Below are 21,567 nucleotides of genomic sequence, written 5' to 3'. Positions count from 1 at the left end.
ACTGCTGTCGGATCAGGCTGACAGCGCAAGCCGCTTTGTGCATCCCCGTACCTTCCTGTGGCGAACCAATGGCAGATAGTCCAGTCGCATCTGGAAGCAGTGCCCATGTTCAACCCGACCAGGAGGCCCCAAGATGAAAGTCGATGTGTACAAGCGCCCGGACGGCGGCGGATTGTTTTCCTACCTCGTCCTGCCCCACGAAGAAGCGTTGCCGCCAGAGGTGACCAATACCGACTGGCAACTCCACGAGCAGAATGTGGACTTCGAGCGCGACGGCAAGCGGCATTTCACGCTGGAGGCAGAAGACGCCTTCATGCAGATCGGCGAGAAAGGCTATGCCATCACCCATCTGAACCAACGCAGCGGCGACGGCGCGGCCTGAGGCCGTCGCCATCGACAGAGGAGACCATCATGCCCACCGAACAAGTAGGCGACTACGAAGTGGAATATGCCGGCGTGCGCCTCATCGGCGGCGAGGAGTGGGTGGCCCAGGTGGCCATCTTCGGCCACTCGACCAATCCCATGCACCGCAATCCGGTGTTCCCGGTACAGCGCGTGCTGCCCGACCAGACCTTTGCCGACGAAAAGTCGGCCGAGCAGGGCGCGCGCCAGGCTGCGCATGACCTGCTGGAGAAGCAGACAGCGCGGCACTGACCGCAGTGCTCCGGCAAGCCTGACTCCAGGCCCGATGCGCCCGCAGGCACGTCGGGCTTTTTCCGTTTCACACAGAGCGGCCATGGCATGGAATTCGCATGCAGAAAGGCGCAGTGGCCGATGGGCGGCAGGCTGCCCGCTGTGCCGTTTCGCAATAGAATGACGCATCTTGCGTTTTTCTTCCTATTTTCCTTTTCCTCGTCCGGCCAGGTCCCCTCATGAAACCCCCTCTGCTCGTCCTGATTCACCTCTCCGAAGAAAGCACGGCCACCATCGCCGCCCACTATGACATCCTCTACGCGCCGGATCGCCCGCGCCGCGACGCGATGATCGCCGGCCCGGCCAGGAAGGTGGCGGTGGTGCTGACCAATGGGTCCACCGGCCTGAGTGCTGACGAAATGCGCGCCATGCCGCATCTGCAACTGGTCTGTGCACTGGGCGCCGGCTTTGAAAACATCGACGCCGCCCACGCCCGTGCACATGGCATCGAGATCGCCACCGGTGCCGGCACCAACGAAGACTGCGTGGCTGACCACACCCTGGGCCTGCTGCTGGCCATCCTGCGCAATATTCCCGTGCTGGACCGCTACACCCGCGAGGGCGGCTGGCGCGAAACCATTCCCCTGCAACCTCAGCTGGCGGGCAAGCGGGTGGGCATCGTCGGCATGGGCAACATCGGCAAGAAGATCGCCCGCCGCGCGACCGCCTTCGATGCCGAGATCGCCTATTGCAACCGCAAGAAGCGCGATGATGTCGATTTCCATTATTTCCCGGACGTCGCCCAACTGGCCGGCTGGGCCGACTGCCTCATCGTGGCCGCGCCGGGCGGTGCCCAGACCCAGCACCTCATCAATGCGCGGGTGCTGGAAGAGCTCGGTTCCCGTGGCTACCTGGTCAACATCGGCCGTGGCAGCATCGTCGATACCGAGGCACTGGCGGCAGCCCTGTCCTGCGGGCGTCTGGCCGGTGCGGCCCTGGATGTCTACGAGGGCGAACCCAAGCCGCCCGCCGCCCTGATCGGCTTGCCCAACGTCGTATTGACGCCGCATATCGCCGGCTGGTCGCCGGAGGCCATCAGCGCTTCGGTCCAGCAATTCCTGCGCAATTGCGAGGAACATTTCGCCGCCGCCGAGCCGGTGGTGCGCGCCTGAGCAAGTTGCCCAGCGTGCGCGGATGCGAGTTTTTTTGCCATAGCGGGGCTGGCTGGCCGATAATGTCGGCCGCGGTCGGATCGCTTTCCTCCACGAAAGCTGTCCGGTCGGCCGCCTGCGCGCGCTCGGGGGAGCGTGTCGGCCGACGGCGCCGCCGTTTCAACGACTCCAAGACCAACCCATCGCCATCACACTACAGAGAGAGCCAAGCACCATGGATCTGCCATCTCACCAACTCACCATGACGGTCCTGATGACCCCGGACATGGCCAACTTCGCCGGCAACGTGCACGGGGGAACCATCCTGAAGCTGCTTGACCAGGTGGCCTACGCCTGCGGCAGCCGCTACGCCGGCCAGTACGTGGTGACCCTGTCGGTGGACCAGGTCATGTTCCGTCAGCCCATCCACGTGGGGGAGCTGGTGACCTTCCTGGCCAGCGTCAACCATACCGGCAAGTCTTCCATGGAAATCGGCATCAAGGTGGTGGCCGAAAACATCCGCACCCAGGAAACGCGCCACGTCAACAGCTGCTTCTTCACCATGGTGGCCGTGGACGATCAGCGCAAGCCGATCCCGGTGCCGCCGCTGCGTCCCTTCTCGCAGGAAGAAAAGCGCCGCTTCGATGCAGCCGTGATCCGCAAGTCGCTGCGCCAGGAACTGGCGCGCCGCTACGAGGAAGTCAAGCCCGGCAACGACAAGGTCGGCTAAGCGGCCCAAGCCGCGAAAGCAAAAAGGGATGCGCCCGTCGGACGCATCCCTTTTTTACGTGCTGCCCGGGCCGACGGTCAATCCAGATGCACCACCACCGAGCCGAGCACGCCCAGTTCAGCCAGCACGCGCTGTCCGGCGCGCACCGGCATGGGCACGATGGTCGAACCGCTGGCCACCAGCTGTCCGGCCGCCAGGGTGAGGCCGTGCTCACGCAATTCGTTGGCCAGCCAGGTCAGTGCCACGCGTGGATCGCCCAGCACCTGGGCGCCACTGCCGCTGCGCCGTTCGCCGCCCTCGATGCTGCCCGAAGTGGTCAGCGCGGCCAGATCCAGGCCGCGCCAGTCCACGCTGGCCGGTGCGCCCAGCACGAACTGGTCGGCGCAGCTGTTGTCGGCGATCAGTTGGGCCGCCCCGACCTGGTCGAACTGGTCGTAACGGGTATCGGGGATTTCGATGGCCGGATGCACCGCCGCCACGGCCGCCATGACCTCTTCCTGCGTATAGGGCGTACTGCGCGGCGCCAGTGTACTGCCCATGCGGAAAGCCACTTCCACCTCGGCCACCCGCATCAGGTTGTCACCCAGCGTGATGTGCGCACCGCTGCGGTGAAGGCGTTCGGCCAGCAAGCGGCCTGCCAGCGGTGCATCGACATTGAGCAATCCCTGTCCGCCGGGGCCGGTGGCAGCGATCTTCCAGCCGGCCAGCGGGGCGAAGCTGCGCGCTTCCAGGCGGCGCTGGATGTCATAGGCCTGGCGCCGGTCGCCCGGTTGCAGATGCACGGGCAAGCGGGCGATGCGGCGGTTGTGCGCCCAGCAGTCCCAGAGCAGGTCGGCCGCTTCCTGGCATTGTGTATCGGTCAGCACGGATGTCTCCCTCCAGATTGCTTGTTTTCAGAGGCTCAAGGGGCCCAGGGCACCGATGGCGATGGTCAGCAGGCCCAGGCACAGGTTGATGCCCACCAGCACGCGCACCTGGCGCAGCGCGCGCGAGGCGCGGTCCCAGTCCTGCTGGGCGGAGGCCAGCTTGAGACGGCGGAAGGGTGCAAAGAATATGTGGGCGAAGATCAGCATCATCACCACGCCGATACCGGTCATGGCGTGCACGTAAGGCGGCAGCTTGGCCGCACCCGCACCCATCACGGCCATCATGTGCAGACCGCTGCCCAGCACCAGCGCAATGGCCACCCACACCCAGATGAAGAAATTGGCCAGCACCGCCGCCATGAGAGAGAGCCGCTGCTCCGGATGCAGCACCCCAAGCCCGGGCCGCAGCGCCATGTGGGCGAAGAACATGCCGCCGACCCAGACGGTCAGCCCCAGCAGATGGAAGAATTTGGCAAACAACATGGCGCTCCCGTCAAAAAGTTCATATCAATCCGTGGCGCATTGTCGCATGAGCAGGAACACAACGTATCGTCATGCTGGCAAAGCGCCCGCTTGTGGTAATGTCTTGCCGAAACATTATCACCAATACTTTTCAGGCGTTGGCAGGCGCCACCATCCGGGGGGACGGTCCATGACGAACAGCAGCATCAGCAGCATCAGCACCATCAGCGCCATCTTTTTCTATCCCATCAAGTCCTGTGGCGGGCTCTCCCTGACCCGGGCCGAGATCGGCCCGCTGGGCCTGGCGCTGGACCGCCACTGGATGCTGGTGGATCGCCAGGGCCGATTCCTGACCCAGCGCACCCATCCCGGGATGGCCTGCATCACGCCCGCCTTCGAGGGCGATGCGCTGGTGCTGCGCGCACCGGGCATGTCCCCGCTGCGCCTGGCGGCTGCCGGCGAGGACGGTGCCACGCTCGCCGTCACCGTCTGGGACAGCCGCCTGGAAGCCCTGGACCAGGGCGAACAGGCGCGCACCTGGTTCTCCGACTACCTGCAGGCCGACGCCCGGCTGGTGCGCTTCAATCCGGCCGTCAAACGCGCCTGCAGCCCCCGCTGGACCGGTGACTACCGCGCTACCACACAGTTCTCGGATGGCTATCCGCTGCTGGTGATCGGCCAGGCTTCGCTCGATGAGCTCAACACCCGCTTGGCGGCCAAAGGGGCGCCAGTCTTGCCCATGGATCGCTTCCGCCCCAACCTGGTGATCGCCGGTCTGGAGGCATATGAAGAAGATTTCATCGATACCCTGCGCCTGGGCAGTGCAGACCGTCCGGTGCAACTGAAGCTGGTGAAGCCTTGTGCAAGATGTCCCATTCCCGGCATCGACCAGCGCAGCGGCCAGCGTGATCCGCAATGGCCCGATGAGCCGCTGGACACGCTGAGCACCTATCGCGCCAATGCCCGGGTGGGCGGGGGCATCACCTTTGGCCAGAACGCCATCGTCATCGCCGGGGAGGGCGGCCAGATCGAGGTCGGCCAGCCCTGCGAATGGGAATTCAATTTCTGAGCACGTCCACGAGGACGCCATCCAGTCCACATCAATGCGATCTCCAGTGAACATCAAGACACGCGCCATCAGCACGATCTCAGGCAAGCTCATGACCAGGGCTGCCCGCCGCCACCTGCTCGCCCTGGCCCTGGCAGGCGTCTGGTGCAGTATGGCCGGCAGCAGCGCATGGGCCACGCCGCGTACCGTGGTCATCGGCCTGGCCGCCCCCATGAGTGGTCCCTCCGGCAGCACCGGCGTGAGTCTCGAGCGCGCCGCTCAACTGGCCGTGGACGATATCAACCACGGCAAGCCCGTCATCGGTGGCGAGCCGGTGTTGTTCCGGCTGCTGCCACAGGACGACCGCGCCGATCCGCGCACGGGCGAGCTCATCGCCGACTACTTCGTCAAGAGCAAGGTCGCTGCCGTGGTCGGCCACTGGAACAGTGGCGTCGGTGTTCCGGCTGCGCGTATCTACGCCGCTGCCGGCATTCCCCATGTGGCCCCCGCCGTGACGGCTCCGGCCTATACGCAGCAGGGCGATGCCAGTGCCTTTCGCATCGTGCCGCACGATGGCGAGGGCGCGCGCCTGACCGCCGACTACGTGGTGCGTGAGCTGAAGGCCCGCAACATCGCCGTGATCGATGACAGCACCCTCTTCGGCAGTACCTATGCCGATGAATTCGCCAAGTCGGTCAAGGTCTTGCAGGGCAGGGTGACGGGACGCTACACGGTGAGCAGCAAGACCTCCGACTTCAACAACGTTTTGCGCAGCATCCGCGACAGCGAGCCCGATGTGGTGCTCTTCGCCGGTCTCGATGCCCAGGCTGCACAACTGGTGCAGGACATGCGGCGTCTGCAGATCCGCGCCCCGCTGGTCGGCATCGGCGGCCTGGTGGGGCCGACCTTTCTGAGGCTGGCAGGTCCGTCAGGCGAGGGCGTGAGCGTAGTGGAGCCAGGACTTCCCTCCTACAAGGGACCGCAGTGGCGCCATTTCGAACAGGCCTGGAAGGCCGCCTGGCAGGACGAAATCTATCTCTATGCGCCCTTTGCCTATGATGCCGTGCGCGTGATCGCGGCGGCCATGCAGCAGGCCGATTCCACCGATCCGGGCAAGGTGACGGCCAGCCTGCACCGGATTGGCTACAAGGGCATCACCGGCAATATCGCCTTCGATGCCCAGGGCAATCTGCGCGATCCGGTCTTTACCCTGTACCGCGTCAACGGCGGCCACTGGCGCGTCGTGCGCAGCATGGCCCAGCACGACAGAAACTGAACGCCACGGCCGAAAAACCTGCGCAAAAAACAATGCCGCCCGGGCGTAACCGGGCGGCATCAGGGACAGGCGGGCAGGGCGGCAGACCATGACATCACGGCCCGCTGTCGGCCTGCTTATTTTTTGGGACGGCCTACCTTCAGCGGGGTCAGGCTGCCGAGGATGTCCTTCAGTTCGGCGATCTTCAGGTTCTTGATCAGCGACACGCCGATGCGCAGCAGGTCGCTCTTCTTGATCTCGACGCCGGCCTTCAGGCAGGACTTCTTGACCTGGGCCAGGACCGCGTATTCGTTCTCGGGCATGGTGAAGCTGTCGCGGACCTGCTTGACCTTCTTGGCCTTCACCGGCTTGTCAGTCTTTTCGGGCTTGGCGATTTTCTCGACCTTCTTTTCGGGCTTGGCTGCCGCCGGTGCTGCTGCGGCGGGCTTGGCGGCCGCACGGGTGGCGGGCTTGACGGCAGGTTTCTTCACCGCGGCGGGCTTGGGGGCTGCCGCCTTGGCGACAGGTTTCTTCGTTTCGGTTGATGCTGCTGCTGCGGCTTGAACTCTGGTGGCCATGAACGCTCCTCTGAAAATTGATATAAACAATATATATTTTTTGCGCCTTTGCCGCAACATTCCTGCCGACTGGCAACGATTTCATCGTCGGATTTCTATGCTGGAAACGTTTACAGCTTGTGTGCGGTGGCCACAGCATACGCTTGTGGGCAGGGGAAGTGCGGCGACCTGCTTTGTCCCGGGCGAAATGAACTTCTCCGATTCATGGCCGCGATGCTAGCAAGTCCAGGTTAAAACTCCGTGACAAAGGTCAAAACAATTTACTAGAACGCATCTCACGCCTATTGATGAAATGGGTTCCAGAAGCGTGGGCACGAAAAAAAGCAGCCCGGCCTTGCGGACGGACTGCAATCAACAACGGTCTCTACCGGGGACTGACAGGATTACATGACGCTACGGGCTACGGCTGGCTGCTTTTCGGTGGAGGCTGCGGCGCTGGCGGGCGTACTGCCGGCGGCGGGCTTCAATGGGGTGACGGTGGCCGGGCCCTTGGGTTGGGCGGCCTGGGTCAGGTCATGCTGGCTGACGAATTCCTGCAGGAACTGCGCGAAGCCGCTGCCGACTTCCTTGTGCTTGAAGCCCATGGCCACGGCCGCCTTGAGGTACCCGAGCTTGGAGCCGCAATCGAAGCGCTGGCCCTCGTAGCGATAGGCGAGGATCTGTTCCTGTTGCAGCAGGGCCGAGATGGCATCGGTGAGCTGGATCTCGCCACCGGCACCGGTGCCGATGTTTTCCAGACGTTCGAAGATGGCCGGGGTCAGCACGTAGCGGCCCACGACGGCCAGGGTGGAGGGGGCATCTTCGGGCGAGGGCTTTTCCACGATGCCGCTGAGCAGCTCGGTACGCTCACCATGCGGGCTGCCGCTGACGATGCCGTACTGGCGGGTTTCCGGACGCGGCACGTCCTGCACGGCTAGCAGGCTCTTGCCTTCGCGCTCGTAGAGTTCGGTCATCTGCGCCATCACGTTCTTCTGACCGGGGGCGGCATCCATGAAGTCGTCGGCCAGCAACACGGCGAAGGGTTCGTCACCCACCAGCGGCTTGGCCAGCAGCACGGCGTGTCCCAGGCCCAGCGGTTCGGCCTGGCGGACGTAGACACAGTTGATGTGCTTGGGGATGACGTTGCGGATGGTTTCCAGCAGTTTCACCTTGCCGGCGGCTTCCAGTTCGGATTCCAGCTCGTAGGCCTTGTCGAAATGGTCTTCGATGGCGCGCTTGTTGCGGCCGGTGATGAAGATCATCTCGGTGATGCCCGCTTCCACCGCCTCTTCAACGGCGTACTGGATCAATGGCTTGTCGACGATGGGCAGCATTTCCTTGGGCTGTGCCTTGGTAGCGGGAAGAAAACGGCTGCCGAGGCCAGCGACGGGAAAGACGGCTTTGGTGATTTTTTTCATGGTAAGTCCAGGTTTGGTTGAGTGACGGGCGTGGCACCCTCATGCACACAATGCAGGCTCGCTGGCGAATGCGCCTCCTTACGCCTTTACGCCTGTCTGTTGTTCTTGATCATCTTCATCTGAAGCAGAGCACGGCATCCCTGCAACAACGAGGCCACGCCAGCCAGGGCATGCCCTGCCTTTTCGCGCAGCCGGGGGCGTCGCTGCGGGGCGCTGGCCTCGTCATCAGCCAGCGCGATGCGTTGCGCCAGACTGCCTTCGTTGAGCTGTTCCAGCACCGAGGCCAGTTGCGGCGCCTTCATCGATATCTGATGCAGCAGCTCGGCAGATTCACGGGCATAGCGTGCATAGTGCTCGACGAAGTCAGCGCCTTCTTCGGCGCGCGGTGCGTTGCCGAACGCATTGAGCGCGTAGGCATTGGCAAAGACGGACGAGGGGCGTGCGCTGGATTCGGTGGCGGACATGATGGCGACTCTCTACGTAATCGGGCGGGCAAATGCGGTATCGGTATACGGTGCGGCTGACGGATTCATGCTGCACTGTGCCTACGGAAGCAAGAGTAAGAAAACTCGCGCTTCCTCTCTATAGGAATGCCGCCTTTTGCGCTGTAGGAAAAGAGGAAGACCCCGGCCCGCCCGCCACGCGGGTACTGCGCCGCCACGAGCAGGCCGCGGTCAGCGCGACAGCCGCCCATGCCGGGCTTGTCCTACAAGGAAATGGGCCGCTGTCCGATAGCTGGCCGGGACGCCTTTTTCTATCATCACCTCATCTGTTGCGCAGAGCGCTTGCAGAGAGGAGGAGGCCTGCCGACGGCTTCCGACATCAATCCAAGAACGACAGAACAATGGAAAGGGAACATCATGGAACACGGACTCATCGCATGGCTGATCATTGGTGCCGTTGCCGGCTGGCTTGCCGGCGTGCTGGTCAAGGGTGGCGGCTTCGGTCTGCTGGCCGATATCCTGATCGGTATCGTCGGTGCCGTCATCGGCGGCTGGCTGGCCGGCCTCCTGGGCATCGCCGTGGGTGGTGGCATCCTGGCCTCGATCGTTACCGCCACGCTGGGCGCGGTCGTGCTGCTGGTGATCGTGCGGGCCTTCCGCAGGGCCTGACCCGGCAGGCCCGCGCCGTGGAGGCAGGCTCCCGGCGCAGGCCTGGCGCTCCTGACCCATGAGCAATGCGTCCGCGGCCCGGCCCGGACGCGTTTTGCGTTTTGGACACGCGCCTTCATCTTGCCCGCCCAGGGCGTAGCGCCCATGCCCGGCCAGGCGCATGGGGAGTGATCTGCGGCAATGCTCCTGCAAGTTTCTGCATATCCATGCTGCAGCGCGCCATCCTGGCGTTACAATGTCCCGGACGTTGAAAAAAGATCAAGTAGCGAAGGGGATGTCCGGCATCTACCGCGTCCGCTTCGCTTCCTCCGATATCCATTCATCCAGAAAAAATTATGAGTAGCGTCCATCCCCTCGCCGGCAAGCGTGCCGCGCCTTCGGCCCTGGTGAACCTGCCGGTGCTGCTGTCGAACTATTACAGCCTGCGTCCGGAGGTGGCCGAGGCCAGCCATCGGGTGGCCTTCGGGACGTCCGGCCATCGCGGCAACGCCAATGCCCACAGCTTCAATGAATGGCACGTGCTGGCCATCACCCAGGCCATCTGCGACTACCGCAAGGAACAGGGTTTCAAGGGCCCGCTGTTCCTCGGCATTGATACCCATGCCTTGTCGGAGCCGGCCTGGCACAGCGCACTGGAAGTGCTGGCGGCCAACGCGGTGCTGACCATGCTGGCCGAAGGCAGCCCCTATGCGCCCACGCCGGCCGTCTCGCATGCCATCCTCACGCACAACCGGGTGCACCGCGACAAGCTGGCCGATGGCATCGTGGTCACGCCCTCGCACAATCCGCCGGACAATGGCGGCTTCAAGTACAACATGCCCAATGGCGGCCCGTCGGACTCCAACGTCACCAGCTGGATCGAGAAGCGCGCCAATGCCTATCTGGAGCAAAAGCTCGAAGGCGTACGCCGCATCAGCTTCGAGAAGGCCCTCAAGGCCGACACCACGCGCCGCTACGATTATCTGGACAACTACGTCGGCGACCTGCCCAACATCATCGACCTGGGCGCCATCTCGGCGGCCAACGTCAAGATCGGCGTAGACCCGCTGGGTGGCGCCGGGCTGCATTACTGGTCGGCCATTGCGGATCGCTACAAGCTCAATCTGGAAGTGGTCAATACCGATGTGGATGCGAGTTTTCGCTTCGTGCCGCTGGACTGGGATGCACAGATCCGCATGGATCCGTCCTCGCCCTATGCCATGAGCGAGCTGATCGCGCTCAAGGATCGCTTCGACGTGGCCATGGCCTGCGATACCGACCATGACCGTCACGGCATCGTCGCCAGGAGCACCGGCCTGCTGCCGGCCAACGATTATCTGTCGGTCGCGGTGTACTACCTGTTCGGCCATCGTCCGGCCTGGCGTGCCGATGCCGCCGTGGGCAAGACCCTGGTGTCCAGCCAGATGATCAATCGCGTGGCCGCCCACCTGGGCCGCAAGCTGCTGGAAATGCCGGTGGGCTTCAAGTGGTTCGTCGATGGCCTCTATGACGGCAGCCTGGCCTTCGGCTGCGAGGAAAGCGCCGGCGCCTCTTTCGTGCGTTTCGATGGCCAGCCCTGGAGTACCGACAAGGATGGCATTACCGCCGCCTTGCTGGCCGCCGAGATGACTGCCCGCACCGGCAACGATCCCGGCCAGATCTACCAGGATCTCACCCGGCAACTGGGCGCACCGCTCAATGGCCGCAAGGAAGCCGCCGCCACGCCGCAGCAGAAGGCGCGCCTGTCCAGGCTGTCGCCGCAGGATGTCACGTCCACCGAACTGGCCGGCGAAACCATCCGCGAAGTCATGACCACGGCCCCGGCCAATGGCAAGGCTTTCGGCGGCCTGAAGATCGTCACGGACAATGGCTGGTTCGCCGCCCGTCCTTCCGGCACCGAGAGCATCTACAAGATCTATGGCGAGAGCTTCCGCGATCAGGCCCATCTGGACCGCATCTTTGCCGAGGCGCAGGAGATCGTGACCCGCGCACTGAAGGCGGACTGAGCCCGGTCGCCGCGCCTGTCATGACCACGCCGCCCTCGGGGCGGCGTTTTTGTTCCTGCCTTCCTACAGGAAAATGGGCCGATGTCTGGCTGAGAGCAGGGCAGGGGCTTCGTAAGATGGTCATCGTCTGCCATCCCCGTCAAGGAGGACCCTCATGGCCCATTCTGATCCGGATCCCGTCTCGACCCGTGCGGCGCCTGCCTTGCTGCGTCCCCCCGCCATGTCGGCTACCGCCGAAACGCCGACCCCGCCGGACCACATCCAGCCGGACCCGGCCCAGGTGATCGAGCCCGACGGTACCGAAGATCCCCTGGCCAACGCCGATGACGGCCTGCTGCCTCGCCCCGGCAGTGCCGAGCCGGACCGCAGTCCGCCCCTTCCACCCACTCAGGAGAACCCCATGCACAAGCCCCAGGACACCCCGCCGGTGGAGGTGCCGCCGCTGGACCCGACCCCGCCGCAGGACCCCATTCCGCATCAGAACCCGATGGCCGGTCGCTGACGACCTGCTGTCGGCACACCCCGGTCGCTCCGACCAGGGATCGCTCCGAGGAGATCTGTTTGAACCTGAATCTGCATACCCCCCAAGAGACCCCTCCCGTCAACGAACCCAACATCCCGCCGCCGCCCCTGCCCGATGATGAGCCGGTCCCGGTGCAAGAGCCGCCGCTGAGCCCCCGGCCTTCTGACCCGCCGCTGCGCATGCAGGGCTGATTTTGCACTTTCGCACCGATCCGGTCGCAGCATCGCTGCGGCCTGATTGTCTCGCTTTTTTGCCTTTTCCTTCATGACGCCATAGCGCTGCCTGAGCTGCCGACCCTGTGCAAGGGCGTAGCGAGGCATCCTCTTCCTTTTTCTTCATCTGCCCCGGAAACCCCCGTCCTGCGGGGGTTTCTTCATTCTTTTGCGCGGATTGAGACTTTTCTCATTCAAGCCGACAAGCATTCGTGAAAGCATCTCTTTTTTCCGGCGACAGAAGATGAATTGAGCAAGGCTGCCGCCACGGTCGTGTTTTCTCTGAGGAGTAGCGCCGTGTTTCCATATTCCCCGCTGTCAATGGGCTTTCCTGCCGGTCGTCGACACACGCTGCTGTCGGCTCTTCCGCTCTACGTGCTGGTACGTCAGCCCAGTGCCGGCAGTGGCCCCGGCCAGGTACTGTGCGAACCCGTCATCGCCGGCGAGGCCGCCGGCAGCCAGGCGATGGTGGTTTATCTGTCGCCCTTCGAGGCCAGCCTGGACGCGCTCTGGCGGGGCATGCCGCCGACGGCCTACCAGGTCTTGCCGGCCTCGTCCTTCTCCCCGGACGAACTGGTGGCGCGCCACCACGGCTATCTGCCCTATTGTCTGCACGTGGCCTGGGGCGCGCGCGACGGTCGCCTGGCGGTGCGCGCGCAGGGCGAGCCGGTACGCTTGTCCTCGGCCAGCCTGGCCAAGGCCTCGCCGCTGATCGACTCCATCACGCTGGACATCGCGCTGCCCGATCTGGAGTGCTACGCCCGGCTGTGGGAATGCGCCGGACTGTTCGCCCGCAGCGAGACGCAGGCCAGCCTGCTGGCAATGAGTCCGCTGGAGCGCCACCGCCATGCCGCCCGCGCCATCGACCGGTTGCCCGGTACCGCCCCGCCAGGCCGCCAGATCAACCAGGTCGCGGTGTATGACGCCGAATCGGCCCAATGGCATTTCATCTCGCTGGATCTGCTGGCCGGGCCGGCCGCCGTCCAGTATTGACACCACGGTGGGCAGGCCGGGACGCCCCGGCCCGCCGCGTCACTTACTGACGGTCATTGAGAGTTTTCTGATATCCATCGGGTTTCCCTTCTGCAACTATTCGGAGTGGGTGTGGCCTCTGCCGCGCCCACCCCGATTCCTGTTCCCCGAAGGAGCTGCCCTTGAACCGCTTACTTCCTGCTGCATGCAGTTCAACGGCGAGCGCATTGCGCTGCCTGCCCGTGGTCTTGCTGTTGGTTTGTCTGGTGGCGCTGCCCGGGGCGCCGACGCCGCCGGCGCAGGTACTGGATCGCTGCCTGGTGGTCGACCGCATGACGGTGGGCCCGGTCAGCATCGATCCGGTGGCCGGGCGGGTGGAAGTCATGGAGGGCGGCGCGGCCTCACCCTACAGCCTTTATCTGCCCGATGCCGACAACCGCATGCTGCGCATCGGCTATGCCAGCGGCAAGGCGTCCGTGCGCGATTACCTCTTCGTCAACGCGCACCGTGGCTACCTGGACCGCGCCGTCGGCCTGACAGTGGACGCACCGCTACGGCTGGAGCGTCCGCACCGGGCCTCCTTTGCCGTACTGGGCTATCTGGGCGAGCGCTACCTGTGCCTGATGGAAGTGCACGGGCAGGGCGACCGGACGGGCCAGCGCTCGGCCTATGTGGCCCGCATCCCGCGCGGCATGGGGGCGGACATGCGGCTGTACTACAAGCAGTCGGACGCGATCCCGCCGGCGCCCCGCTGAGTTCGCCAGCAGCCGACCGGCTGGCCGATCAGGCTGACAATGCCGGTTGCCCAAGCCGGTCCCCGCCTTTATACTTCGCCCCTTAGCATTGCTTCTGGTATCCCGTGTGCAGCCGCGCCCGGGATTGAAACGGGAAGCCGGTGCGGCCGATGCCTCAGCATCGTGCCAAAGCCGGCGCTGCCCCCGCAACGGTAAGCGAGCAAGGACACGCACTACGCCACTGTGCCCCGCGCATGGGAAGGCGCCTGTCCGGAAGCCCCAGGCTTCAGCTCGCCAGCCCGGAGACCGGCCAGTGGCAACTTCTTGAATGTATCGCGGAGGGCGATCATGCGGAAAGCTTCCAACATGTCCCGCTGGCATTGAGCGGCGCCGTCGGTGCACGGCGGGATGTGGCATGGGCGCTCGCCGTGTGGCTTCCTTCGTTTCATCCACCTGCCCAAGGAAAGCGCATGTCCACTCCCTCCGGTCTCAATGCCCGCAGCACCGCCGACTCTTCCACTTCCAGCCGCACCGGCAGCCAGGTCTGGCGTGACCGCATCGCGCCGTCGCTGCTGGCCTTCGCGCTGGGCGTGGCGCTGATCTACGGCGCCGGCTTCGCCTCCCGCGTCGAGTTGCACAATGCTGCCCACGATGGCCGTCACTCGGCCGGTTTTCCCTGCCACTGAGGAGCGGATCATGAACTGGACGGTGTTTCGCCGCATGGCGTCGGCGGTGGTGGTGGCAGGGGCCTTGTCGGGCTTGCTGCTGTCGGGGGTGCAGCAATTCCAGGTGGAAAAGCTCATCCTCAAGGCCGAGCAATATGAAAAGGCCGGCGAAGCGACGGCCTCCGCAGCCCATGACCCTGGCGGCGAACCCGCTACCCAGGCGGGTGCCCACGACCATGCCCATGCCGGTGCCGATGAGCACAGCCACCATCACGACGCCCAAGCCTGGGAGCCCGCCGACGGTGCCGAACGCACCGCCTACACCGTGCTGGCCAACGTCAGCATGGCGGTCGGTTTTGCGCTGATGCTGGTGGCGGCCTTTGCCCTGAGCGGACGCCAGATCAGCTGGCGCAGCGGTCTGCTGTGGGGTCTGGCCGGTTATGGCGTGTTCTTCGTGGCGCCTTCGCTGGGCTTGCCGCCGGAAGTGCCTGGCACGCTGGCTGCGCCCCTGCAGGCGCGTCAGCTCTGGTGGGTGATGACCGCCGCCATGACGGCCGCCAGCCTGGGTCTGTTCGTCTTCACCCGGGGCTGGCCGGGCAAGCTGATCGGCGTGTTGCTGCTGGTAGCACCGCACTTCATCGGGGCGCCGCAACCGGAAGTGCACGGCAGCGTGGCGCCGGAAGAACTGGCGCAAGCCTTCATCGGCGCCACTGCGGCGGCCAATGCCGTGTTCTGGCTGGCGCTGGGCGGCCTGAGCGGTTTCTTCTATCGCCGCTTCGGCTGATGGGTCCGATCCGTCGGGGAAAGAAAGCAAGCAAGCCATGAGAACTCATCATCGTCACGTGCTCATGTGCGTGGGTCCGCGTTGTACCGACAATGGCGTGCTGGCCGAAGCCATGTTCGGCGTGTTGGGCGAGCAGATCGACGCCCGCCCCGCGCTGCGCGTCAAGCGCACCCGAACCCACTGCATGGTGGCCTGCAAGGCGCAGGCGCCGGTGCTGGTGGTCTATCCCGAGGGGGTCTGGTACCGCTGCGAGGATGCCAGCGCCATCGAGCGCGTCGTAGTGGAGCACCTCGAAGGCGGACGCGAGGTGAGCGAGCTCATCTTCCATCGCCTGGGCAGCGGCGACGTGCTGCCGCAACCGGAGTCCGGCGATGTCTGAACCCTTGCCCCGCATCGTCCTGCTGACCCACGCCCCGACCGACCTGGCCATGCTGGCGGCGGCGCGCAGCCAGTTGCCGCCCGACTTTGCGCCACTGGCGGGGCATGATCTGCAGGCCCTGCAATCCCGTACCGACGAGCAAGGGCAGCCCCTGCGCACGCTGGCCACGCTGCTGCGTTCGGAGCTGGCCAGCGCGCAGGTGATCGTGCTGCGGGTGCTGGGCAGGCTGGGTGCGGTGAGCGGCGTGGGTGAATTGTTGCGGGTCGCGCGTGCGCAAGGGCGTCACCTGATCCTGCTCTCCGGCACCGGCGAACCCGATGCCGAACTGGCGGCAGCCTCCACCGTCGCAGCGGACGTGCAGCAGCAGGCACTGGCCTACTTCAACGGTGGCGGCAGCGTCAATCTGGCGCAACTGTTGCGCTACCTGTCGGATCGCCTGCTCTTGAGCGGCTATGGCTATGAGCCTGCGCAAGCCTTGCCGGAACACGGCCTCTACCATCCCGATCTGGAACAGGATGCCAGCCTCGATGACTGGCTGGCCCTGCGCGCCAGCGCACCCGCAGGCAAGCCCGCCGTGGGCATCATCTTCTACCGCGCGCACTGGCTCTCTGGCAATACCGCCTTCATCGATGCACTGGTCGCGGCGCTGGAGGCGCGCGGCATGGATGTGCTGCCGGTCTTCACTTCCTCGCTGCGGGTGTCTGCTCATCGTGGCGCGGACCTGCCGCCCGCGCTGGCGTATTTCGCCCGGGGCCGGGTCGACCTGATCATCAATACCACCAGCTTCGCCATGGGCGAGATCACGGCAGGCGGGGTCACACCAGCCGGCTGGTCGGTGTCGGTGCTGGAACAGCTGGACCGCCCGGTGCTGCAAGCCATCACCAGCGGCATGACGCAAGACCAGTGGCAGCATTCCACGCGCGGCATGAACCCGCTGGATGCCGCCATGAATGTGGTCTTGCCGGAATTCGATGGCCGCATCATCGGCGTACCGCTGTCCTTCAAGCACACCACGGACAGTGGCGTGGTGCAGTATCAGGCCCTGCCGGACCGCGTGCGCCGCCTCGCCGGTCTGGCGCAGCGGCTGGTGCGGCTGCGCTGCACGCCCAATGCGCAAAAGCGCATCGCCTTCATCTTCACCAATTCCAGCAGCAAGGCCGCGCAGATCGGCAATGCCGTCGGGCTGGATGCGCCCGAGTCGCTCATGGCCGTGCTGCGCGCACTGGCTGCTGACGGCTATGCCATCGGCGAACTGCCCGCGACCGGCACGGCCCTGATCCACGAACTGGTGGACCGTTGCTCCTACGACGATATCCTCCTCACCGAAGACCAGTTGCGCCGCGCCGCCGCGCGCATTCCGGCCGCGCGTTACGCGCAGTGGTTCGCCGCCTTGCCCGCGGCCTTGCAGACGCGCATGCAGCGCCAGTGGGGCGCCGCACCCGGCCAGGCTTATGTTCACGATCAGCACCTGGTCATTGCCGGCCTGGACCTGGGCAACGCCTTCGTGGCCCTGCAACCGCCGCGCGGCTACGGCATGGACCCGGACGCCATCTACCACCAGCCCGATCTGCCGCCCACGCATCACTACTACGCCCTGTACCGCTGGCTGGATGAAGAATGGGGCGCCGATGCCATCGTCCACGTCGGCAAGCACGGCACGCTGGAGTGGCTGCCGGGCAAGGGCGTGGGATTGTCTGAAGAATGTTTCCCGGATGCCCTGCTGGGTGACGTGCCGCTGTTCTATCCCTTCATCATCAACGATCCCGGCGAAGGCTCGCAGGCCAAGCGCCGCGCCCACGCCGTGGTGGTGGATCACCTGACCCCACCGATGACCACCGCCGACAGCTACGGCGCCCTGGCCCAGCTGACGCAGCTGGTGGACGAGTATTACCAGGTCGAGGTGCTCGATCCTGCCAAGCTGCCGTTGTTGCAGCAGCAGATCTGGGAGCTGGTGCGACAGACCAATCTGGAGTCGGACCTGCAATACAAGCTGCTTCATCACGATCATGACCACGATCATGATCACGGCCATGCTCACCATCATCATGGACATCACCACCATGATGACCACCATCACCCGCACGACCACGCCCACGAAGACGGCACCTTGCCCCATGCCCTCACCGAACTGGACGGTGCCGGTGTGGCGCACCTGATCGAGGATCTCGATGGCTACCTGTGCGAACTGGGCGCGGCCCAGATCCGCGACGGCCTGCACATCCTCGGCCGCATGCCCGATGCAGCGCAGCTGCCCGACATGCTGGTGGCGCTCACGCGCCTGCCCAACCAGGACCTGCCGGGCCTGCAGGAAGAGGTGGCGCGCCTCTTCGGCCTGTCGCTGGACATGCTGCTGGAGCACAAGGGACGGCGCCTCAACATCGATGACGCCCTCGCGCGCACTGCCGGTCGCGCCATCGTCACCCGTGCCGATGCGCTCGAAGCCATCGACGCACTGTGCCTGTCGCTGATGCAGTCGCTGCAGCAGCAAGACTTTGCCGTGCAGGCCATCGATGGCGTGATCCAGTCGCTGCTGGCGCCCTTGTTCACCGCGCCCGTCGAAGAAAAACCGCGCCTGCAACCCACCCTGCAAAAGAGTGCAGGCAGCGTGCTGGGCGGCATGCGCGCCATGGCGCGACCGCTTGCCCCGCAAAAACGTGCCGCACCGGTAGCGACGATCAAGCCGACCGATACCCGCGCCCTGGGCCGCATCCTCGCCTTCACCTGCGAACAACTGGTGCCGCGTCTACAACGCACCCACGAAGAAATCGGCAACCTGCTCAACGGCCTGCGCGGTGGCTACATCCCGGCTGGTCCCAGTGGATCGCCTACGCGCGGCATGGCGCACATCCTGCCCACCGGCCGCAATTTCTATTCGGTCGATCCGCGCAGCGTGCCCTCGCAATCGGCCTGGCGCGTGGGCCAGCAACTGGCGCGCGAAGTGCTTCAGCGTCACCACCGCGAAAGCGGCGACTATCCCGAGAGCGTGGCCATCAGCATCTGGGGCACCAGCGCCATGCGCACCCACGGTGATGACGTGGCGCAGATCCTCTCGCTGATGGGCGCGCGCCCGGTCTGGCGCGAGGGCAACCGGCAGGTCGCCGGTGTCGAGCTGGTCCCGCTGGAGCAATTGCAGCGCCCGCGCATCGACGTCACCACGCGCATCAGCGGCTTCTTCCGCGATGCTTTCCCGCAACTGATCGAACTGATCGACGATGCCGTGCAGCTGGCCATTGCCGCCGATGAACCGGAAGACATGAACTTCGTGCGCAAGCATTACCTGCGCGACCTGCAGCAGGCCATGCAAAGCGGACTGGGTCAGGCCGAAGCCGCTGCCCAGGCGTCCTACCGCGTCTTCGGCGCCAAGCCGGGCAGCTACGGCGCCGGCATCCTGCCCCTGATTCAGGAAAGGAACTGGCAGGACCAGGCCGACTTCGCCGAGGCCTACATCAACTGGGGCGGCTACGCCTATGGTCGCAAGGTGCAGGGCACTGACCAGCGCGAGGCATTCCGCCAGCGCCTCTCCGGCGTGCAGGTCGCCTTGCACAATCAGGACAACCGCGAGCACGACCTCTTCGACAGCGACGACTACCTGCAATACCACGGTGGCATGATCGCCACCATTCGCGCCTTGTCCGGCCAGCAGCCGCGCCATTACTTCGGCGACAGTCACGACCCGCAGCGCGCTGCCGTGCGTGACCTCAAGGAAGAGACCCTGCGCGTCTTCCGTGCCCGTGTGGTCAATCCCAAGTGGCTGGCCAGCATCCGTCGACACGGCTACAAGGGTGGACTGGAACTGACGGCCACCGTCGATTACCTGTTCGGCTACGACGCCACCGCGCAGGTGCTGGAAGACTGGATGTACCAGCAACTGGCCGAGAGCTACGGCTTCGATCCGGCCATGCGCGAGTTTTTGGAACAGGCCAATCCCTGGGCCCAGAACGCCATCGCCGAGCGCTTGCTGGAAGCCGCCAGCCGTGGCATGTGGGAAACACCGGCGGTACAGACACTCGAACAGTTGCGCACACTCTACCTGCACAGTGAAGCCCTGCTGGAAGCCCGCGGCGAGACCGTGCGCGGCAGCGAACATACCAAGGACATGCAATGAGCGCAGCAGTCAACGGCCCCGCGTCTTATCCCTTTGCCGCCATCGTCGGCCAGCCGCTGCTGAAGCAGGCGCTGCTGCTGTGCGCAGTCGATCCGTCCATCGGTGGCGTGCTGGTGCGCGGTGACAAGGGCAGCGCCAAGAGTACCGCCGCACGCGGTCTGCCCCAGGTGTTGCCGGCCATCACCCTGGCCGAGGGCTGTGCCTTCCACTGCGCGCCCGGTCAGCCGGCTACTGCCTGCACAGTGTGCAATACAGCACCAGTACACTTTCCGGCCACCGTCCCCTTCGTGAACCTGCCACTGGGGGCCACCGAAGACCGCGTACTCGGTTCGCTCGATCTGCAACAGGCCCTGCAAGGCGGCCAGCGTGCGTTCCAGCCGGGCCTGCTGGCGGCGGCCCATCGCGGCATCCTCTACATCGATGAAGTCAATCTGCTGGCCGATCACCTGGTGGACGTGCTGTTGGACGTGGCGGCCATGGGGGTGAATTCGGTGCAGCGCGAGGGGCTGTCCATCAGTCACCCGGCGCGCTTCACGCTGATCGGCACCATGAATCTGGAAGAGGGCGACTTGCGGCCGCAACTGCTGGACCGCTTTGGTCTCATGGTGGAAGTGAGCGCACCGACCGACAAGACCGTACGCGCCGAGGTGGTACGCCGGCGCATCGCCTTCGAATCCGATCCCGCCGCCTTTGCCGAACGCTGGCAGTCGCAGCAGGACGCCTTGCGCCTCCAGGTCGCCGAGGCGCAAGGTCTGCTGGCCGAGGTGGTGCTGGACGATCCCATGCTGGAACTGAGCAGCCATCTCTGCTGCGAGTTCGAGGTGGCCAGCCTGCGCGCCGACATCGTCATGCACAAGGCCGCGCGCGCCATCGCGGCCTTGCAGGCGCGCACGCGTGTCACCCCGGACGATGTGCGTGAGGCCGCCTTGCTGGTGTTGCCGCATCGCCGCCGTCGCAAGCCCTTCGAGCAGAGCGGCATGGATCAGGACAAGCTCGATGAACTGGTCGACCAGGCGCGCCAGCCTGAACCGCCACAACAGCAAGGTTGCGGTGACGAGTCGCCGGATCAAGAACCGGCCGAGCCGCCGCCGTCTGAAGATGCTTCGCAAGAACAGCAAGGCGAGGGTGGTCAACAGACCTTCGCTATCGCCGCCACCGGAACGGCCCGCAAGATCAGCGTCGCCACCACGGCCCGGGCATCGGCCAACGTGGCCAGCGGCCGCCGCAGTGCCGTGGCCGATGCCAGCCGGGGCAGCGCCGTGCGCGCCGTACCGGACGCCAATCCGGACCGGCTGGCCATCGGTGCCACCCTGCGCAGCGCTGCCGTTCGGGGCGCCCTGGCCGGTGAGACAGGCGAGCCACTGAGCATCACCCGCGCCGACCTGCATCGTCAGGTCCGCAGCGGACGCGGCGCCAACCTGATCGTCTTCGTCGTGGATGCCTCCGGTTCCATGGCCGCACAGCGCCGCATGGAAGCAGTCAAGGGGGCGGTCCTGGCCTTGCTGACCGATGCCTACCAGCGCCGTGATCAACTGGCCGTGATCGCCTTCCGTGGCGAGCAGGCGCAATTGCTGCTGGCCCCGACCCGCAGCGCCGACCTGGCCGAGCAGGGCCTGCGCGAACTGCCCACCGGGGGCCGCACACCGCTGCCGCATGCGCTGCAACTGGCGGCGCAGATGCTGCAACAACAGACGCAGGAAGCACCGCCCCTGCTGGTGATCCTGTCCGACGGCAAGGCCAACGTCAGCCTGCCCGGCAGCAGCGGCGAGCCCTGGAGCGAAACCCTGCAAGTCGCACAGACCCTGGCTGCGCAAGGCGTGCCCGCGCTGGTGCTCGATACCGAATCCGGCTACCTGCGCCTGGGCCGCGCGGCGCAACTGGCCGAGGCGCTGGGTGCGCCTTGCCTGACCCTGGAACAACTGACCGGCGACGCCCTGGCGTTGACCGTGCGCGCGCAACTGGGCGCGCGCTGAAAG

General features: G+C 65.4%; 22 protein-coding genes and 1 riboswitch. Of the genes, 17 read left to right on the top strand and 5 right to left on the bottom strand.

Features of this window, described 5'->3' with window-relative positions:
• Nucleotides 1-133 precede the first annotated feature (133 nt).
• The 4 genes from ACODSZ_RS03545 to ACODSZ_RS03530 all read left to right on the top strand — a co-directional run bounded on the left by ACODSZ_RS03545 (nucleotide 134) and on the right by ACODSZ_RS03530 (nucleotide 2,514).
• On the top strand, nucleotides 134-382 hold the full coding sequence (locus tag ACODSZ_RS03545) for a DUF6139 family protein (RefSeq protein WP_008329559.1): 249 nt from the start codon (nucleotides 134-136) through the stop codon (nucleotides 380-382).
• Between the two features lie 29 nt (nucleotides 383-411).
• Nucleotides 412-654 carry a hypothetical protein gene (locus tag ACODSZ_RS03540; protein ID WP_488927054.1) on the top strand — a complete coding sequence of 81 codons (243 nt, stop codon included), beginning with the start codon at nucleotides 412-414 and terminating at the stop codon, nucleotides 652-654.
• Nucleotides 655-872: 218 nt separating this feature from the next.
• On the top strand, nucleotides 873-1,805 hold the full coding sequence (locus ACODSZ_RS03535; RefSeq protein ID WP_488927053.1) for a 2-hydroxyacid dehydrogenase: 933 nt from the start codon (nucleotides 873-875) through the stop codon (nucleotides 1,803-1,805).
• Nucleotides 1,806-2,019: 214 nt separating this feature from the next.
• A complete protein-coding gene (locus tag ACODSZ_RS03530; protein ID WP_034350416.1) occupies nucleotides 2,020-2,514 on the top strand; it encodes an acyl-CoA thioesterase in 495 nt (164 codons plus the stop codon).
• Between the two features lie 77 nt (nucleotides 2,515-2,591).
• Here ACODSZ_RS03530 and ACODSZ_RS03525 read toward each other — a convergent pair whose 3' ends face one another.
• Both ACODSZ_RS03525 and ACODSZ_RS03520 read right to left on the bottom strand, forming a co-directional pair.
• Complete coding sequence (locus tag ACODSZ_RS03525) at nucleotides 2,592-3,380, bottom strand: 2-keto-4-pentenoate hydratase (protein ID WP_008329554.1); 789 nt, start codon at nucleotides 3,378-3,380, stop codon at nucleotides 2,592-2,594.
• 27 nt (nucleotides 3,381-3,407) lie between these two features.
• Nucleotides 3,408-3,863: a CopD family protein gene (locus ACODSZ_RS03520; protein WP_175343855.1), complete on the bottom strand. Its 456-nt coding sequence runs from the start codon at nucleotides 3,861-3,863 to the stop codon at nucleotides 3,408-3,410.
• 169 nt (nucleotides 3,864-4,032) lie between these two features.
• Here ACODSZ_RS03520 and ACODSZ_RS03515 point away from each other — a divergent pair, with 169 nt between their 5' ends.
• Together ACODSZ_RS03515 and ACODSZ_RS03510 are read left to right on the top strand one after the other, a co-directional pair.
• Nucleotides 4,033-4,911 (top strand): MOSC domain-containing protein, encoded by an 879-nt coding sequence (locus ACODSZ_RS03515; RefSeq protein WP_488927052.1) that lies wholly within the window; start codon nucleotides 4,033-4,035, stop codon nucleotides 4,909-4,911.
• A 46-nt stretch (nucleotides 4,912-4,957) separates the two neighbouring features.
• Nucleotides 4,958-6,166 (top strand): branched-chain amino acid ABC transporter substrate-binding protein, encoded by a 1,209-nt coding sequence (locus tag ACODSZ_RS03510; RefSeq protein WP_008329546.1) that lies wholly within the window; start codon nucleotides 4,958-4,960, stop codon nucleotides 6,164-6,166.
• 116 nt (nucleotides 6,167-6,282) lie between these two features.
• Here the strand turns inward: ACODSZ_RS03510 and ACODSZ_RS03505 are convergent, their stop codons facing one another.
• The 3 genes from ACODSZ_RS03505 to ACODSZ_RS03495 form a co-directional block, all read right to left on the bottom strand.
• Nucleotides 6,283-6,723: a hypothetical protein gene (locus ACODSZ_RS03505; protein WP_175343858.1), complete on the bottom strand. Its 441-nt coding sequence runs from the start codon at nucleotides 6,721-6,723 to the stop codon at nucleotides 6,283-6,285.
• Nucleotides 6,724-7,106: 383 nt separating this feature from the next.
• On the bottom strand, nucleotides 7,107-8,120 hold the full coding sequence (gene galU / locus ACODSZ_RS03500) for a UTP--glucose-1-phosphate uridylyltransferase GalU (protein ID WP_008329544.1): 1,014 nt from the start codon (nucleotides 8,118-8,120) through the stop codon (nucleotides 7,107-7,109).
• Between the two features lie 86 nt (nucleotides 8,121-8,206).
• Nucleotides 8,207-8,584 carry a hypothetical protein gene (locus ACODSZ_RS03495; protein WP_175343860.1) on the bottom strand — a complete coding sequence of 126 codons (378 nt, stop codon included), beginning with the start codon at nucleotides 8,582-8,584 and terminating at the stop codon, nucleotides 8,207-8,209.
• A gap of 396 nt (nucleotides 8,585-8,980) precedes the next feature.
• Between ACODSZ_RS03495 and ACODSZ_RS03490 the strand changes: the two genes are divergently transcribed.
• The 11 genes from ACODSZ_RS03490 to ACODSZ_RS03440 all read left to right on the top strand — a co-directional run bounded on the left by ACODSZ_RS03490 (nucleotide 8,981) and on the right by ACODSZ_RS03440 (nucleotide 21,564).
• Entirely contained in the window at nucleotides 8,981-9,232 is a 252-nt protein-coding gene (locus ACODSZ_RS03490) for a GlsB/YeaQ/YmgE family stress response membrane protein (protein WP_008329542.1), read from the top strand.
• Nucleotides 9,233-9,567: 335 nt separating this feature from the next.
• Nucleotides 9,568-11,217 (top strand): phosphoglucomutase (alpha-D-glucose-1,6-bisphosphate-dependent), encoded by a 1,650-nt coding sequence (gene pgm, locus ACODSZ_RS03485; RefSeq protein ID WP_488927051.1) that lies wholly within the window; start codon nucleotides 9,568-9,570, stop codon nucleotides 11,215-11,217.
• Nucleotides 11,218-11,371: 154 nt separating this feature from the next.
• Entirely contained in the window at nucleotides 11,372-11,719 is a 348-nt protein-coding gene (locus ACODSZ_RS03480; protein ID WP_488927050.1) for a hypothetical protein, read from the top strand.
• Between the two features lie 59 nt (nucleotides 11,720-11,778).
• Nucleotides 11,779-11,931: a hypothetical protein gene (locus tag ACODSZ_RS03475; protein ID WP_175343863.1), complete on the top strand. Its 153-nt coding sequence runs from the start codon at nucleotides 11,779-11,781 to the stop codon at nucleotides 11,929-11,931.
• A 318-nt stretch (nucleotides 11,932-12,249) separates the two neighbouring features.
• On the top strand, nucleotides 12,250-12,945 hold the full coding sequence (locus tag ACODSZ_RS03470; protein ID WP_008329537.1) for a hypothetical protein: 696 nt from the start codon (nucleotides 12,250-12,252) through the stop codon (nucleotides 12,943-12,945).
• Between the two features lie 161 nt (nucleotides 12,946-13,106).
• Nucleotides 13,107-13,679, top strand: a complete 573-nt coding sequence (locus ACODSZ_RS03465; RefSeq protein ID WP_488927049.1) for a hypothetical protein — start codon at nucleotides 13,107-13,109, stop codon at nucleotides 13,677-13,679.
• 78 nt (nucleotides 13,680-13,757) lie between these two features.
• Nucleotides 13,758-13,987: riboswitch (cobalamin riboswitch) on the top strand.
• A 141-nt stretch (nucleotides 13,988-14,128) separates the two neighbouring features.
• Nucleotides 14,129-14,344, top strand: coding sequence for a CbtB domain-containing protein (locus ACODSZ_RS03460; RefSeq protein WP_175343865.1), 216 nt, complete (start codon nucleotides 14,129-14,131; stop codon nucleotides 14,342-14,344).
• A 10-nt stretch (nucleotides 14,345-14,354) separates the two neighbouring features.
• Nucleotides 14,355-15,107 (top strand): CbtA family protein, encoded by a 753-nt coding sequence (locus tag ACODSZ_RS03455; RefSeq protein WP_488927048.1) that lies wholly within the window; start codon nucleotides 14,355-14,357, stop codon nucleotides 15,105-15,107.
• Between the two features lie 37 nt (nucleotides 15,108-15,144).
• The gene (locus tag ACODSZ_RS03450; RefSeq protein WP_488927047.1) at nucleotides 15,145-15,486 is read left to right on the top strand and encodes a (2Fe-2S) ferredoxin domain-containing protein; all 342 of its coding nucleotides are present in this window, start codon (nucleotides 15,145-15,147) and stop codon (nucleotides 15,484-15,486) included.
• On the top strand, nucleotides 15,479-19,591 hold the full coding sequence (locus ACODSZ_RS03445; RefSeq protein ID WP_488927046.1) for a cobaltochelatase subunit CobN: 4,113 nt from the start codon (nucleotides 15,479-15,481) through the stop codon (nucleotides 19,589-19,591). Before ACODSZ_RS03450 ends, ACODSZ_RS03445 begins: the two co-directional genes overlap by 8 nt.
• Nucleotides 19,588-21,564 (top strand): putative cobaltochelatase, encoded by a 1,977-nt coding sequence (locus ACODSZ_RS03440; protein WP_488927045.1) that lies wholly within the window; start codon nucleotides 19,588-19,590, stop codon nucleotides 21,562-21,564. Before ACODSZ_RS03445 ends, ACODSZ_RS03440 begins: the two co-directional genes overlap by 4 nt.
• Nucleotides 21,565-21,567: the final 3 nt, after the last annotated feature.

This window comes from Herbaspirillum sp. FG34, from assembly GCF_057809315.1.
This window is presented reverse-complemented; position numbering and strand designations above follow the sequence as displayed.